General features: G+C 47.2%; 16 protein-coding genes and 1 other annotated feature. Of the genes, 12 read left to right on the top strand and 4 right to left on the bottom strand.

Going from position 1 to position 15,281, the window contains the following annotated elements:
* Window positions 1-87: 87 nt before the first annotated feature.
* Window positions 88-798 (top strand): EcsC family protein, encoded by a 711-nt coding sequence (locus tag LCM00_RS07780; protein ID WP_224899771.1) that lies wholly within the window; start codon window positions 88-90, stop codon window positions 796-798.
* A 44-nt stretch (window positions 799-842) separates the two neighbouring features.
* Here LCM00_RS07780 and LCM00_RS07785 read toward each other — a convergent pair whose 3' ends face one another.
* Complete coding sequence (locus LCM00_RS07785) at window positions 843-2,042, bottom strand: M20 family metallopeptidase (RefSeq protein WP_224899774.1); 1,200 nt, start codon at window positions 2,040-2,042, stop codon at window positions 843-845.
* Between the two features lie 150 nt (window positions 2,043-2,192).
* Here LCM00_RS07785 and LCM00_RS07790 point away from each other — a divergent pair, with 150 nt between their 5' ends.
* From LCM00_RS07790 to cls, 6 genes are all read left to right on the top strand, one after another.
* Window positions 2,193-2,855, top strand: coding sequence for a phosphatase PAP2 family protein (locus LCM00_RS07790; RefSeq protein WP_224899777.1), 663 nt, complete (start codon window positions 2,193-2,195; stop codon window positions 2,853-2,855).
* Window positions 2,856-2,857: 2 nt separating this feature from the next.
* Entirely contained in the window at window positions 2,858-3,898 is a 1,041-nt protein-coding gene (locus LCM00_RS07795) for a threonine aldolase family protein (protein WP_224899780.1), read from the top strand.
* Window positions 3,899-4,234: 336 nt separating this feature from the next.
* Window positions 4,235-4,444, top strand: a binding site (T-box leader).
* Between the two features lie 160 nt (window positions 4,445-4,604).
* Window positions 4,605-6,035, top strand: coding sequence for a proline--tRNA ligase (gene proS / locus LCM00_RS07800; RefSeq protein ID WP_224899784.1), 1,431 nt, complete (start codon window positions 4,605-4,607; stop codon window positions 6,033-6,035).
* Window positions 6,036-6,173: 138 nt separating this feature from the next.
* Window positions 6,174-7,412: an ATP-binding protein gene (locus LCM00_RS07805; protein WP_224899788.1), complete on the top strand. Its 1,239-nt coding sequence runs from the start codon at window positions 6,174-6,176 to the stop codon at window positions 7,410-7,412.
* A 73-nt stretch (window positions 7,413-7,485) separates the two neighbouring features.
* A complete protein-coding gene (locus tag LCM00_RS07810) occupies window positions 7,486-7,641 on the top strand; it encodes a hypothetical protein (protein ID WP_187445854.1) in 156 nt (51 codons plus the stop codon).
* A gap of 236 nt (window positions 7,642-7,877) precedes the next feature.
* The gene (gene cls / locus LCM00_RS07815) at window positions 7,878-9,389 is read left to right on the top strand and encodes a cardiolipin synthase (RefSeq protein WP_224899808.1); all 1,512 of its coding nucleotides are present in this window, start codon (window positions 7,878-7,880) and stop codon (window positions 9,387-9,389) included.
* Between the two features lie 28 nt (window positions 9,390-9,417).
* Here the strand turns inward: cls and LCM00_RS07820 are convergent, their stop codons facing one another.
* Window positions 9,418-10,329: a VanW family protein gene (locus LCM00_RS07820; protein ID WP_224899809.1), complete on the bottom strand. Its 912-nt coding sequence runs from the start codon at window positions 10,327-10,329 to the stop codon at window positions 9,418-9,420.
* Between the two features lie 153 nt (window positions 10,330-10,482).
* On the opposite strand from LCM00_RS07820, the gene LCM00_RS07825 reads away from it, so the two are divergent.
* The 4 genes from LCM00_RS07825 to LCM00_RS07840 all read left to right on the top strand — a co-directional run bounded on the left by LCM00_RS07825 (window position 10,483) and on the right by LCM00_RS07840 (window position 12,994).
* Window positions 10,483-11,100 (top strand): PH domain-containing protein, encoded by a 618-nt coding sequence (locus LCM00_RS07825; RefSeq protein WP_224899811.1) that lies wholly within the window; start codon window positions 10,483-10,485, stop codon window positions 11,098-11,100.
* A 52-nt stretch (window positions 11,101-11,152) separates the two neighbouring features.
* Entirely contained in the window at window positions 11,153-11,818 is a 666-nt protein-coding gene (locus LCM00_RS07830) for a vWA domain-containing protein (RefSeq protein ID WP_224899813.1), read from the top strand.
* Between the two features lie 164 nt (window positions 11,819-11,982).
* A complete protein-coding gene (locus LCM00_RS07835) occupies window positions 11,983-12,762 on the top strand; it encodes a divergent polysaccharide deacetylase family protein (RefSeq protein WP_224899816.1) in 780 nt (259 codons plus the stop codon).
* 43 nt (window positions 12,763-12,805) lie between these two features.
* Entirely contained in the window at window positions 12,806-12,994 is a 189-nt protein-coding gene (locus tag LCM00_RS07840; RefSeq protein ID WP_224899819.1) for a hypothetical protein, read from the top strand.
* A gap of 49 nt (window positions 12,995-13,043) precedes the next feature.
* Here LCM00_RS07840 and LCM00_RS07845 read toward each other — a convergent pair whose 3' ends face one another.
* Window positions 13,044-13,511, bottom strand: coding sequence for a hypothetical protein (locus LCM00_RS07845; protein ID WP_224899823.1), 468 nt, complete (start codon window positions 13,509-13,511; stop codon window positions 13,044-13,046).
* 108 nt (window positions 13,512-13,619) lie between these two features.
* Here LCM00_RS07845 and LCM00_RS07850 point away from each other — a divergent pair, with 108 nt between their 5' ends.
* Entirely contained in the window at window positions 13,620-13,823 is a 204-nt protein-coding gene (locus LCM00_RS07850; protein WP_224899826.1) for a YwbE family protein, read from the top strand.
* Window positions 13,824-13,874: 51 nt separating this feature from the next.
* On the opposite strand, the gene LCM00_RS07855 is transcribed toward LCM00_RS07850, so the two are convergent.
* On the bottom strand, window positions 13,875-15,269 hold the full coding sequence (locus LCM00_RS07855; RefSeq protein ID WP_224899829.1) for a hypothetical protein: 1,395 nt from the start codon (window positions 15,267-15,269) through the stop codon (window positions 13,875-13,877).
* Window positions 15,270-15,281 lie beyond the last annotated feature (12 nt).

The raw sequence follows: 15,281 nt of genomic DNA on the forward strand, positions 1-15,281 counted from the left end.
TTTTTGCAGCCTCTGAAACCTTTCCGGAGGAAAAACGTAGTATTAAGCACAAACTAAAAGCTGAACGAGAGGAAAGGATGCAGCCGAATGAATGAGTATGAACAGATGGTTTCACGGGAGCTGGATGAGTGGAAGAGGAAGCTGCTGAAGCGTTCCGGGATGCTGAACCGTCTTTCAAAGAAGGCACAGACAAAAATCAACAGCTATATCCCAGAGAAAGCACATGCCGTCATTACTGAAGGAATTAAAAATATGGTAAAAGCAACCCTGGCAGGCTCCAATCTGACCACCAGGAAAAGGCTTGATGCCAGTCTGAGCCTTGAGGAAATGGACGAAAAATTAGCCGGGAAGCTGGCTGCATACCGAAAGACTGCAACCATTGAAGGAGCAGGAACAGGCGCAGGCGGCATCCTGTTAGGGCTTGCCGACTTCCCGCTGCTGCTTTCGATCAAAATGAAATTCCTTTTTGAAGCTTCAGCCATTTATGGCTATGATCCTGGAGAATATGAGGAGCGCCTCTTTATCCTGAATATATTTCAGCTCGCCTTTTCAAGTGATGAGAAAAGGCGGGAAACATTGGCTGTCATTGAGGATTGGGATGAGAAAGTGAAAGAGCTGAAGGATATGGAATGGCGCGAGTTCCAGCAGGAGTACCGGGATTATATAGATTTTGCCAAAATGCTGCAGCTGCTTCCAGGGATAGGGGCGGTTGCGGGGGCTTACGCGAATTATAATCTGCTTGACCAGCTTGGGGAGACGGCAAGGAATGCCTACAGGCTCCGCTTTTTAAAACAATAACGGAAAAAAAGCATCCGCCGATATCATCGGCGGATGCTTTTTGCTTATACTGTAACGTTTTCCTGTGACTGGACCTTGTGGTATTGCAGTGCCGCAGAACCTAGTGTCTTTGCAGCAATCAGCAGTGCTTTTTCATCAATATCGAATCTTGGGTGATGGTGCGGGTATGCCGCATCATCGCTGAGGGGCTTCGCTCCTGTGAAGAAGAATGTGCCTTTTACATGCTGAAGATAATAGGCAAAATCCTCGCCGCCCATTTCCGGTGCTGTTTCAACGACTTCATTGACTTCAGAAATCGATTTGGCGCACTCGGCAAGGAAGCTGGTTTCCGCTTCATGGTTGATGACAGCCGGGTAGCCTCGGTGGTAGGCGTAGCTGTACGAACTGTCAGCGGTATAGCAGGTTCCTTTCACGACTCTTTCCAATTCTTCTTCAATATCGTTCCGCACCTGTTCGCTGAAGGTACGCACTGTGCCTTCCAATTTAGCTTTATCGGCAATGACATTGAAGGCATTTTGGGCCGTGAATGATCCGACAGTGACTACAGCTGAGTCAATCGGATCGACCTTCCGGCTGACGATCTGCTGGAGGTTGACGACAAGCTGGGAGGCTGTCACAATGGCGTCCTTCGTTTTATGAGGCTGTGCGCCGTGTCCGCCCTTTCCTTGTACAGTGATTTCGAAGCGGTCTGCTGCAGCCATGAAAGGACCGGTCCTGTATTGGATCTTTCCTGTCGGTTCAGAAGCCCATAAGTGGGTGCCGAAAATGGCATCAACACCTTCAAGGCAGCCATCCTTGATCATGGAAACCGCCCCGCCCGGCGCATATTCTTCGGCATGCTGGTGGATCAGGACATAGGTTCCTTCCAATTCGGAGCGCAGCTCGTGAAGGACCTTGCCGAGCACAAGCAATGTTGCGGTATGGCCATCGTGGCCGCAGGCATGCATGACACCCGGGACAAGCGATTTATAAGGGACATCTTTTTCATCCTGGATTGGAAGCGCATCGAAATCGGCTCGGAGGGCAATCGTCTTTCCTGGCTTCTCTCCGTAAACCTTGGCGACGACTCCATTCCCGCCGACATTTCCTTTTACTTCGATCCCCAGCTTTTCATAATATTCTTTTATGTATTTTGCTGTATTTTCTTCCTGAAAGGAAAGTTCAGGATGCTGATGGAGATAGCGGCGGATCGCTACCATTTCTTCGTAATAGTTTTCAAGTCTGCTGAATAATGAACTGATCATATTAACTCTCCTTTGTGTTTTAATTTTTACTGTTTCGAAAATTATAACATTATTTTCGCGGATTGCAGGATAATAAGCCTTCAAATTTGAAAAACTTTAGAATAATATTCTAAGTGTGTAGGAAGATGAAGCTGGGGAGATGGTATCGGTTTGCAGTCAAAACAATCAAAAACGGCGCTGGCAGCTGTTATAATAGCGGTAATGGCAGCTGTTTTGATCAGCTTTTCATTATCAGGAGGAGAATCTTTATGGTTCGACAGAGCTGTCTCATCTGCTGTCACAGGCATTTTTTCGGCCTCTTCCTATCCGCTGTTTAAATTTTTCACCTGGTTTGGCAGCAGGCAGGGCATTGGATTGGCTGGGCTTATAGTGGTTGCGTGGCTGTGGTTCATAAAGAAAGACTATCAGGGGATGGCTGTCCTTGTGTTTGCCGTTGCACTCGGTAATGAAGCCAGTAAATGGCTGAAGGAGCTATTCGGCAGGGAGAGGCCGGACTTAGAGCACATTGTTACTGTGAAGAGCCTCAGCTTTCCGAGCGGACATGCGATGGCAGGGGGCATTTTGTATATGCTGACAGCCTATTTTGTCATAAAGGAATTAAAGTCTGCGGGAGCCAGGATAGTGGCAGCAGCTGCTTTTTCTTTCTGGATCCTCTTAATCGGGATCAGCCGCATTGTCCTTCAGGTCCACTATCCGACCGATGTGGCGGGAGGATATGCATTTGCTTTTATTTGGGTTTACATATGGGTTATATTCTATGTATTTATGGACAGCAGATTTGGCAGGAAAGTGAATTTAAGACAGGAGGAATAAGCATGATAGATTTAAGAAGCGATACAGTGACAAAGCCGACAGAAGAGATGAGGAAAGCTGCTTATGAAGCAGAGGTCGGGGATGATGTCTACGCGGAAGACCCTTCCATCCTCAAGCTTGAGGAGGCTGCTGCAGACATACTCGGGAAGGAAGCAGCCCTGCTGGTGACAAGCGGGACACAGGGAAACCAGGCAGCCATTCTTACACACACAAGGCCAGGGAACGAAATTCTCCTTGAGGCAGAGTCACATATTTTCTATTACGAATCAGGTGCTGCTTCTGCTTTTGCCGGCGTCCAGACAAGAACGATTGCAGGGAATAGAGGGGAAATGGATCCCGCTGCAATAGAAGCTGCCATACGCGGCAAAGATCAGCATTTTCCCGAAACCGGCCTGATTTGCCTTGAAAATACACATAACCGTGCAGGGGGGGCCGTTGTTTCTGTGGAAAATATGGAAGCGATCCATGCAATCGCCCGCCGGCATAATATCCCTGTCCATGTGGATGGAGCAAGGCTGTTCAATGCCGCGGCCGCCCTGGAGAGGCCAGTTGCTGATTTCACCAGGCATGCGGATACAGTCCAAGTATGCTTGTCCAAGGGGCTTGGGGCACCAGTCGGGTCAATCCTTGCCGGAAGCAGGGAATTTGTCCAGGCTGCACGCATTTGGAGGAAAAGGCTTGGGGGAGGCATGAGGCAAGCTGGCATCATCGCGGCACCAGGCCTGATTGCACTGACGCAGATGAGGCACAGGCTTCACGAAGACCATGAGAACGCCCGGAAGCTGGCTGAGGGCCTTCAAAATATAAAAGGCATGTCTGTCGTCAACCAGGTAGATACGAATATCATTGTTGCAGACGTGAAGGAGCTGGGCCTGAGCTCAGAGCAGTTTGTAGAAAAGCTGAAGAAGGAAGGAGTCCGCGCCGTTACTTTCGGGCCGTCTTCTGTAAGGTTCACCACTCATTTTGATGTGTCTGCCAGTGATATAGAAAAGGCGCTGGATGCTGTCAGCAGGACGGCTGCGGCCAATGTTTCTGCTTTGTAACAGCCATGGATGCAGATTTATGAATTGAGGTTAGGGCCGGTGCTCTCTTTTTGGGGGGCACTGGTTTTTTTTGTGTTTGTTTTGGTGATATTCGGAAGAAGGAAAAATTTTAGCAGTTTTTAGGTAGACTCTTTCTTATTTTTTGCAGAATAAAGCAAAATTCAGGCAGAATGACTATATTCGACCCCTGATAAAACAGAAATTAATACGCCCCTTTTTCACCAAAAACCATGCTGAATTCCTCCCCATATACCCCATCAAAAACAAAACAGCGGGGATTTCAGCAAAATACAGGTTTGACATCATACATGGCACTGTATATAATACTGAAAAATAACTGAAACGATGAAGGGGATCAGTAAACAGTCTATGTCTATCCAAGAGAGGGAGCCGGCGGTGGGAGGCTTCTATAGACAGCTGCCGAACCTGCCCCAGAGTTCGCTGCCGGATACTTGAAGGCAGCAGCGGCACATGCCGTTATCATGAAGAGAGTATAAAGCCTTGCTTTATAAATTAGGGTGGTACCGCCATGATCTGGTCCCTATTTTATAAATCGGGGCTTTTTTATTTTTTCAGCAGAATGCCGGCACTTCTGCACTCTTCATGAAGCTTCAGCCGCTCTTCCCCTGGCCAGGATGAGCGCCGTTGCGTTCTTCGTTTCATCACTTCATCACTTAATCACTTAATCAGAATATGGGGTGCAATCATGGCAAAGGAATTTGTAAAAGAAATTACGGCAATGGAAGAGGATTTTGCCCAATGGTATACAGATGTGGTGACCAAGGCGGATCTGATCGATTATGCAAGTGTCAGGGGATCGATGATCATCCGCCCTTACGGATATTCTTTGTGGGACAATATAAAAAACGAGCTGGACAGAAGGATCAAGGAAACAGGGCATGAAAATGTTTATATGCCATTGTTCATTCCTGAAAGCCTCCTCCAGAAGGAAAAGGACCATATCGAGGGATTTGCGCCAGAGGTGGCATGGGTGACCCATGGCGGGTCAGAGGAGCTGGCGGAGCGGCTTGTCGTAAGGCCGACATCTGAGGTCCTATTCTGCGAACATTATAAGAATATCATCCATTCTTACAGGGACCTGCCTAAGCTTTACAATCAATGGGCCAATGTGGTCAGATGGGAAAAGACGACGCGGCCATTCCTGAGGACGCTGGAATTTCTGTGGCAGGAAGGCCATACATGCCATGCGACAGATGAGGAAGCGCACGAGGAAACAACGAGGATGCTTGAGGTCTACGCCGATCTTTGCGAGAACGTCCTGGCCATACCGGTCCTTAAGGGAAGAAAAACAGAAAAAGAAAAATTTGCAGGAGCCAGATTCACCTACACAATCGAGAGCCTGATGCATGACGGGAAAGCACTCCAGACGGGAACCTCGCATCATTTGGGTGACGGTTTTGCCAAGGCATTTGGCATCCAGTATTCCGACAGGGAAGGGATTCTTCAGTATGTGCACCAGACATCATGGGGGCTAACCACAAGGGTAATCGGTGCCATGATCATGGTCCACGGCGATAACAGGGGTCTGATCATCCCGCCGCGGATAGCACCAATCCAAATTATGATCGTCCCTGTGGCGCAGCATAAAGAAGGGGTTCTTGATTTCTGCTATGAGCTGAAAGAGAAACTGGGCAAAAGCTTCAGGGCAGTAATTGACAGCAGCGACAAAAAGCCTGGCTGGAAGTTCAATGAATACGAAATGAAAGGAATTCCCCTCAGGCTGGAGGCCGGACCTAAGGATATCGAGAAAAATCAGGTTGTAATTGTCCGCAGAGATACAGGTGAAAAACTGTTTGTCCCGGCCGAAGGAGTGGAACAGGCGATTACCGGGCTGCTGGAAGATATCCAGTCAGGTTTGCTTGAAAAAGCAAGGGAGCTTCGGGAACAAAAAACAGGGAGTGCCTCAAGCATTGGGGAGTTTAAGCAAGCGCTTAAAGACAATCAGGGGTTTATCAAAGCTATGTGGTGCGGCAGCAGGGAATGTGAAGACAGAATCAAGGAAGAAACAGGGGCAACCTCGCGCTGCATCCCTTTTGAACAGGAGCATATATCCGATGTTTGTGTTTGCTGCGGCAATAAGGCAGAAGAGCTCGTTTATTGGGCAAAAGCCTATTAATGGGGCTATGCAGGAAAGTTATTTGAAATTTAATATTTTTTTGATGGGAAGGAATTTTGGCCCGGAAAAAGAATGTATTGACTAAGGCAGTGAAAGCTTCGCCGACACCATTAAATCCACCGAAGAGGATTGTTATAAATGAAGAGAACAGGCCAATTCGCTTTAGTCAGCATTTCTATATTATTCACATTAACGCAAGCCTTCATTTTTGATGACCCATGGCACAAGGAAATTGTTGATTTCACCATAGCCACTATCATTGCCTGGTTTGTGGGCTGGCAGTATGACAAATTGAAGTATCTTACAGGTAAAGCAGAAGAGAACGAAGCATTTTACAGGCAGCTGATCGAAACGATGCCTGAGCCTGTCATTATCCAGGATTATGACAAAATTGTCTATGCAAACAAAGCTGCCCAGAAGCTGGTGGCTGCTGAAAGCAAAGAGGAAATTGTCGGCAGGTCAGTGTTTGATTTTATGGAAGCGCCTGATGCTGCACAATATAGGAAGATTCTTGATGCAACCTATAAAGAAAAGCTTCCGGCGGGCCGGAGAGAACAGAAAATCACCAGGCTTGACGGCAAGAAAATTTATTTTGAAGTGTCCACCCTTTTTACGAGCTTTCAGGGCAGGAAGGCTGTGTTTTCAATCGGCCAGGATGTCACAGTGAAAAAAGAGCAGGCAGACCTGCTTCTGCAAAAGTCAGAGAAGCTGGCGCTTGTCGGCCAGATGGCCGCAGGCATTGCCCATGAGATCCGCAATCCCCTGACAAGCATAAAAGGCTTCATCCAGCTGCTGAAGGCGGAGGGTAATCGGGAGTATGCCGATATTGCCATCTCGGAGCTCGACCGGATCAACCTGATTGTGGGTGAGTTCCTTGTCCTCGCCAAACCTGCTGCTGCGGTTTACAAGGTATGTGATCTAAAGAAGCTGATTCAGGAATTGGTTATACTGATTCAGCCGCAATGCCTGATCCACAATGTACAGATTATCACAGGGCTTGAGCTGGAAGAATCGGAGATATGGTGTGAGGAGAATCAGCTGAAGCAGGTATTTATCAATATGATAAAAAATTCCGCTGAAGCCATGCCGGATGGCGGGACCATCACAATCAAGGCAGCGGACAGGAAGGATGGGCATGTCGCTGTCATGATCAAAGACGAAGGGACAGGCATCCCTCCAGACCGGATCAACACACTGGGCGAGCCTTTTTATACAACAAAAGAAAAGGGGACGGGCCTTGGCCTGATGACCAGCTTCAAAATCATCGAAAATCACAGCGGACTTGTCAAGGTCAGCAGCGAGGTCAATAAAGGGACGGTTTTCGAGATCATTCTCCCGAAAACCCAAGTGGAAGCAAAGGGTCATTCATTTAACTGATGCTGGTAAAATGGGCGTTTCCTGATTCTTATTTCGGGAATAAGGATAAAAATACTGTTAGGAGGGACAGCCCATGACTGAAAATAACAAGGATGGCCAAAACCAGGAAAGCCTGCTTGAATATGAACGGAAGCAGCATTCCGGCGGGGAAGCGCCTGACAAGCTTAAAGAGGGAAGGAAGCCTGATCAGCAGAACAGGCTGAAAGACCAGGAGAATATGAGGAAATAGTTCCCTTGGAATAAAGAAAGCGGGCATGCCACTAGGCATCGCCCGTTTTTTTGTTTAGGTAATTTTTAATTATAAGTCTTGTAGATAATTATCAATTCTTGATCAACGTCCAGCAGCTGCGCCAAGATTACCAAGGCGCCTGTGCTTTTGTTCTTGTTCAGACCAGGCCAGGTTTCCCCCTCAAGGCACAAAGGGTATACAAAAGGAAACTTTCTATAGACATGGAGAATGATCCTATGAAAAAACAGAGAATAGAGTTTGTCTTTTTGCTTATCTTGGCTGCTTCCCTGTATATCCTGTTTTTTACCGGTGCAGGCTACGTCTGGAAGCTCGCCTGCGCAGGGCTGTATGCTTTTATTATATTGGTGAGCATTTACTCGCTGATGCTTGAAAACCGAACTTCCCACCATACGCTCCTTTGGATTTATGTCCTGATCTTCATACCGGTGGCAGGCTATATGTTCTACTTATATTCAGGGCAGCTTTATCTGAAAGGATATCTTTTCCGCACAAAAAGGAGCAATGACAGAGAGCAGTGGAAAAGGATGATGAAGCGGAAGGAGTCGCCGGACCTTACATTTCTGCAGGAAAATCAGCAGAACTTTGCCAGGTTTGCTGCCAATGCCAGCATGACCCCCATCAGCACTTCATCCAGGGCTGAGATGCTGAAAAATGGCGAAGAAACGTTTGAAGAGCTTAAGGCAAGGCTGAAGGAAGCAAAAAAATTCATCCATATTCAATACTATATCTTCCGCTCGGACAGGCTCGGCAAAGAGATCATTGATATCCTCATTGAGAAGGCTGAAGCAGGAGTTGAGGTCCTTTTCATGTACGATGCCGCCGGCAGCATGAAGATGGCTGTGAATGAAATTAAAAGGATGGAGGAAGCAGGCATCAAGGTTCATTGCTTCCTGCCTTTGAAATTCGGCTTCTTCAACCAGAAAATCAATTTCAGGAATCACCGCAAAATAGTTGTGATCGACGGAGAGACCGGCTTTGTCGGCGGGCTCAATGTCGGCATTGAATATCTTGGGGAAGATGAAGAGATGGGATTCTGGCGCGACACCCATATGGTACTGGAAGGCGAGGCCGTATACACACTGCATACAGTCTTCCTTCTGGACTGGGAGTATGTCAGCCGGGAACAGGTCCTTGATAAATATTCAGTCAGTGAAAAGCCTGCCGGCGAGGATGAAATCAATGGCGCAATCCAGGTGGTTGCCAGCGGACCAGATACACAGCAGGGAATTATGGGTGATTTCTTTTATTCGATGATCACCAGTGCAGAAAGATCGATTTGGATTGCCACCCCGTATTTTGTTCCAAACGAAGCAATCAGGACTGCTCTGCGGGTGGCTGCAGCAAAAGGGGTTGAAGTAAGAATCATGGTTCCGGAAAAGAACGACAGCTTCCTCACCCAGTATGCAAGCAAGTCCTATTTTTCCGAGCTGCTAAGATATGGGGTTGAAATTTACTCTTACCAAAAAGGATTTCTCCATCAGAAAATCATCATTGCAGATGGGAATATGGCTTCTGTCGGAACAGCGAATATGGATATGCGAAGCTTTCACCTGAATTTCGAGGTTAATGTCTTCCTGCTTGGCTGCAGCTCAATCAGGGATCTGTCAGCGCATTTCGAAGAAGATATGCGGGATAGTGTACGGATCACACCGGTACAGTATTATAAACGCGGACTCTGGGAGAGGACGAAAGAGTCCTTCTCCAGGCTGTTTTCCGGAGTGCTCTAATCCATTTGCGCTGCTGGCTGGCATTTGTTCAGTCAGCAGCTTTCTCATCTTCTTCGCTGAATTTTGCTGCGCCTGGGACGTTCCTCGGTTCATATTTGATGGCATCCGAAGAAAAGACCCTGATTGCAAGCGTTCCTCCATATACCTGCGCGCGGATCAGGATCGGCTGGTTATAAGTGTTTTTAAAGGTGAAATCCGGTCCGTACCAGCTTACGGTTGCATCTCTGCCTGAAGGGACATACGGGACACGCTTGCTGTGGGAATATCTTTGGATTATGCTTGTACCGGCATTATCGACAGCATTATAGAGGGTTGAGGATACCTGGCATATGCCGCCACCGATCCCCTCGGACAGCTCTCCCCTGACAATTACCGGTGCTGGGAGATATCCCTTGGATGCCGTCCTCTTGCCGACTGTTTCATTAAAGGAAAACACCTCTCCGGGAAATACAACAATACTGTCTATGGATCCTGCCGCCAGCCTGATATTCTGTGTCCTGGCTTTGTTATGGGAGTTGAAATAGGTCACATATTGGCCGATCTGGCGTGCTTTAACAGACAGGAGAAGCTCGCTGTCCACCCTGGGATAGACTGGGAGAAGCGGCAGATCAATACGCCCTGATCCCGGTCGGTAATAATAGGTATAAAAACGCGCTGCAAATAAGTCCTGATTCAATTTGCTGCCGGTTTTTTCAGGTATGATCCTTTCTCCCGGGCCTATTTTGGCATCCTGCGGTTCTTTATAAGCCAGGTGGTTCATTTTAGCCTGGAATGCTTCAAATTTATCTTCATCAGCCAGCGGCAGGCCGGGTATATTGGCAGAAAATTCATCTTTCTGGACTTCTATTACAGCCTTGCCTTCCTGCAGCACAGATAACTGTTCCGATCCCATTCCCCCAGCTGCTGCCATAAGGCCGAAAAATAATAACAGCTTCATCATGCACACCTCCCTGAAATAGTATGGGCCATTCTGCAGATTTTCATGTAACTCCGGGAGACTGGATACACACCTCAAAGAGTGAAGAAAATTCCTTTATATGCTAATATAAATCTGATTATAAAAAAGAATCTTATAATTCTGGGAGGCAGGAATATGTTCAAAAGGGTGGCTTCAGATGTGCTGGGGATCAGCGATATTGGCAGCGTCATCTCGCCGGCTGACTATGATAAAGTCGATGCTGATGATTATGTGATGCATGAAGATAATGAAAAAATTTATTTCTTGATTAAATCTAAATCAGATGAATACTGCTTTACGAACAAAGCAGTCATCCATCTGGATGGAACGAGCGCGATGAGCAAAAAAAGGGTCCTGAAAAGGTACAGCTTCAGGGAACATCAAATATCAAATGTGCTCCTGGAAACAGCAGGGACAGTCGACCTGGACATAGAAATAAAATTTGTAATAGGCTCTGCCTCATTCTCCATAGATGTACATAAGCGCTTCATTGAAGAATTAAAGGACCTTTATAAAGCATTGATCAAAATCTCGGAAATCTGTGCGGAAAATGAGCATTCAATGGAATATGCCAAGAAGAGCCTTGAGGTTGCTTCCGAAACATTGGGCAGGACTGCAGGGGCAAGGGAAGGAAACCTTACGGATGATTTCAGGGTGCTGAACGAGACAGCTTTTAATTGGCTGATGAACAGCAGGAAAAAATTTCATGTAAAAGATTTTGGGTATGTTTTTGAAAAGTTCATTAATAATTGAGAACCGGTTTGCTGCAGTATAAGAAATTATTTATAGCGGGGAGATGCAGAGCATGAGTATATCTTTGATGAAAAAAACAGCCGGAATCGTGCTGGAGAAGAAGAAGCTGTCACATGTAAAGGCAAGGGTCGGCCTGGTTTTGGACATTTCAGGCTCGATGCGCACTTTATACCGGAACGGCACGGTACAAAAGGTAGTGGAACGGATCCTTGCCGTTGCAAGCCAATTTGATGATGACGGCATGCTCGATATTTGGGTATATGACAGTGAATTTTCGAGGCTGAAGCCGGTGACGGAAAGGGACATTGAAGGTTATGTTAATCAGTATATCCTGAATAATGATCTTATCCATAAATTCGGGCGCAATGATGAACCGCCTGTCATGGAGGACGTTATCAATAAATACACAATTGAAGATCCAAGCAGCGATCCAGCGTTCATTGTTTTTATCAATGACGGCGGCTGCAAGAAGACGATCAAGAAACCGATTGTCAAATCGGCCGGCAAGCCTATTTTCTGGCAGTTTGTCGGGATTGGCGATGCAAACTTCGATGTTCTGGAAAAATTGGATACAATGGAAGGCCGCTATATTGATAACGCGAATTTCTATCATTTCAAAGATATCGAGCAGGTAAGCGATGAAGAATTATATGACCATCTTCTTGATGAGTTCCCATCATGGATTAAAGAAGCGCGGGAAAAGGGCGTACTTAAATAAAGCAGCCTGGCAGAAGCCAGGCTTTTTTGCTTTTTTTCTGAATATTGAAACTTTTGTTGGTTCAAATCGTATATACAATTAGTAACTAAAAGCCGGCATGAGCCATGAATGAACGCCTGTCACGCTGGGGAATGTAAGAGGAACAACGATCAGCAGGAGGAAATATGAAAAAGATTGCAGTATTGCTTATCTTATGTTCTTTTTTTGCCTCATTTGCCGGTGCCGAAACCCAGCAGGAAGAAAGGAAGGCTGCTATCATCATTGATGATTTTGGAGGAGGCATCGGAGGCGTAAAGGATTTCCTTGAAGGCGATATCCCGATTACGGCAGCAGTGATGCCATTTACAGACCAGACGGCACAGCATGCAGAATGGGCCCATGAAAATGGATTTGAAGTCATGGTACACCTGCCAATGGAGCCTAAAAGGGGAAAGAAATCATGGCTTGGGCCAAAACCGATCACAACCAATCTGTCTTCTGAAGAAGTCAGGAAAAGGGTCAATGAAGCCATTGACAGCGTTCCCTATGCAAAGGGCCTAAATAATCATATGGGATCAAGGGCGGTGGAAGATGAAGGGATTGTGCGGGAAATCGTAAAAATAGCGAAAGAACGGAAGCTTTATATTGTGGACAGCGGCACAAGCCCGGATTCAAAGTTTCCCATGATTGCGAAGGAGCTTGGGGTGCCGCTTATAAAAAGAGATGTATTTCTTGATGATATTTCTTCTGTTTCCCATGTCAGGCGGCAGATGAAAAAGCTGGCGCTGATCACGGAGCAGCAGGGGAGAGGGATCGCAATCGGGCATGTCGGTGTGACTGGCAAGGTCTGTTCGGCAGGCATCCTCCAGGAAAAGGGGTATTTTGAAGAGAAAGGCATCAGAATCGCTCCTGTTTCAGAGATAATTTCAAGTGAAATCCGAAAAGAGTATTATCCATTCTATTAATAAGCCGCTGGACAAAATAAGGCAATAGGGAAGGGTGAGAATCATGATATGGCTCATTATTATAGGCGGGCTCTTTGGATTCGGCGTGCTGGTGGATTTCTTCTATCGGAAGAAGGGGATCCAGCACACAGACCCTGAACATAATGAACAGCATGTTTCGTCTTCAGAAAGAGTATACATTGAATCCCATCTCCATAACAGCCGTCCGGAAAATCAGAATGGCAATTTTTAATTGCCTGTTTAAAAAGCAAAGAGGCAGCCAATGAGGCTGCCTCTTAGGTTTAGCTCCGTTTAAAGCCTTCCTCTTCGAGATATTCTTTTGCTTCCCGATAAGATAGAAAAGCGGCGTCCAGGTTCAGGCCGGCATATACATTCCACATTTCATCTTCCTCTATAAGGACAAGGGTCTCACCACTCGGGCTGCTCCACGTTTCTTCCAGCCTTGCAGAAGGCTGGGCTTCTTCAGCATCATGGCCGGAGAGGGACTGGATCGATTTTGAGATGATATCCCTTAAATCGGATTCAGAGAAATCCCTGATGTTCACCATGCCTTTGCTGTCAGGCGAATAACCTTGTACATATTCTGCAAAAACAAAGCCATTGCCGTTCGGATGCAGATGATATACCACATTTTTCTTGTCTATTGCGCTTTCTTCATAATGGAAGTTAACTCTTCCAAGAGAGACATTTTTTCTCTCAAGCTCGGGAAATGACTCGATAACCGCTAATTTTTCTTCAAAAGTAAGCATGTTTCCTCCAATGGATAAGGTGTTAATTTTGTGTTCTGCCTATTATACCATTAGAATAGAAGAACAAAAAGCGCGCCTGATGGCGCAAAAGGAAAAGGAGCTGAATGCATGTCTGACAGCGGCAAATATCGTGAGCATGTTAAGCCTGGAATGGAAGCTGATATCATCCTAAAGAAAGACCAGCGGACAGGGGCAAGGACAAGGGGGACCATTAAGGATCTCCTGACCAATTCTTCTTTCCACCCGCATGGAATCAAGGTAAGGCTGACAGACGGCCAAGTGGGCAGGGTGGCAGAAATCATTAAAAAATAGAGGGGCAGCTGTTTACAGCTGCCTCTTTATTTGTGCTATTCCGTCCAAAACCTATATGAGGAACATGGCTACAATTGTAGTGGCTGCAAGCCCGATGATGACAGGCAGGAGATTCCTCCTTGCAAGCTCAAAAGGATCCACATTGCAGATGGCAGCCGCAGGGATGAGGGCCCAGGGCACGAGTGTCCCGCCGCCAACCCAGATGGCGGCAACCTGCCCAAGGGCTGTCAAAGTTGCTGCACCGGCACCGATAGCTGTTGCAAAAAGGCTGGCGACAGAGCCTGCAAGAGAGATCCCGGAAAAGCCAGAACCATCCAGACCGGTGATTGCACCGGTAACAGTGAGTGTAACAGCTGCAACTTCTTTGCTTAATGGGACTGCTCCTGCCAGTGCAGCACCGAGGTCATTGACGATGCCCTGTGATTCCGACGGCAAATAGTCGCCGATTATGCTTGTGAAGCCTGAATCTCCCAGGTAAAAGAAAGCTGCGATCGGGATGACAGGCCCGAAGACTTTGAAGCCAAATTGAAAGCCCTCTATCAAGTAGGAGGTCGTTTTTTCAAGTCCTTTATTTTTGTGGCTTGCCAAAGTAATCACCAGCAGGATAAAAATCGATGTTCCGCCTACAAGTGCCGTCGCGTCTCCGCCCTGCAGGTCAAGCAAGAACATAGCTGCTACATCTAAAGCGAATAAAACAGGTATAAGGAGAGCAAAAAATCCCCTTTGGCTTCTTGTTAGAAGCCCGGATTCCCCTGGTTCAGACTCATTTCTCTGGCCGGGGGGAGCCGCCGGCATCAGGAGGCCCTTTTTCATATCCCTTTTCAGAAAGATAAAGGCAGTCACAACTGTGACGATCCCCATCACGGCCACAAGAGGAATGCTGGCTGCTATTACTTCCCCTGCCGGGAGCCCGGCCGCGTCTGCCGTCAATTTAGGGGCGGCCTGGATGATGAAGTCGCCTGACAGGGCAATTCCATGGCCGAAGAGGTTCATCGCCATAGCTGCTCCCAGGGCAGGAAGCCCTGCCTTCAAAGCTGCCGGCAGAAGGACTGCTCCAAGAAGGGCAACGGCTGGGGATGGCCAAAAGAACCAGGAAATCACCATCATGACAATGCCGATCGTCCAATAAGCGCCTGCCGGACTTTTGATCAGCCTGGAGAAGGGCGCAATCATCGCATCGCTTACTCCTGCAGCAGCAAGGACCCTGCTCATGGCGACGATGATGGAGATGACGAGAATGGTAGAAAGAAGCTCGGTTATCGCGTATATAAAGCTATTGAACACACTGCTGACTGAGGTGCTCAAGGAGCCTGTGCTTGTGATGGCAATCAGGAAGATCCCGGCTATGCACACAAGGGCCGTATCCCGTTTCGCTATCATAAAGCCGATGATGAGAACAATGAAGAAAACATAGATAGCATGAAGGACAGTCAGATCAATCGCCATTTTATATCCCTC

Origin of the sequence: Bacillus infantis (genome assembly GCF_020171945.1) — a bacterium.
Lineage (GTDB): Bacteria > Bacillota > Bacilli > Bacillales > Cytobacillaceae > Bacillus_AB > Bacillus_AB infantis_A.